This is a genomic window from Chryseobacterium sp. SIMBA_029, from assembly GCF_046535275.1.
GTDB lineage: Bacteria > Bacteroidota > Bacteroidia > Flavobacteriales > Weeksellaceae > Chryseobacterium.
Window position 1 is genome coordinate 1 of record NZ_JAWRXA010000121.1, and the last position, 334, is coordinate 334.

At 32.3% G+C, this 334-nt stretch carries 1 protein-coding gene; it reads right to left on the reverse strand.

Annotated elements, in window-relative coordinates; genetic code table 11:
- A partial coding sequence (locus SB679_RS23475; protein WP_410704683.1) for a hypothetical protein occupies positions 1-289 on the reverse strand: 289 nt, incomplete at its 3' end.
- Between the last annotated feature and the right edge of the window lie 45 nt (positions 290-334).

Sequence of the window (334 nt, forward strand, 5' to 3'; positions counted from 1 at the left end):
GAGAGTGGAAAAGCATTCCCTCCTGCATTGGAGAAAGAGCATAAATGTCAGATATTTTACAATTTCCATGCATTTCATATGTCTCTCTTAAGCTATCTAACTCTTCTATTGTTAGTCTTTTATCTGAATAATCAGATGGCGTAAATTCAACCGAGCCTTTATTTTTACAATGTTCTATGACATCTATGAGATTTCTCTTGTATCTGACTGCTAAATTAGACATGGTGCTATCCCGATATCTTTTGGAGTTGTATAAGAATGTAAAGCTTAATTTTTTCTTAGTGATCATTCCATTAATATCAATTTGATTTATTCGCTTTCCTTCTAAACTCAT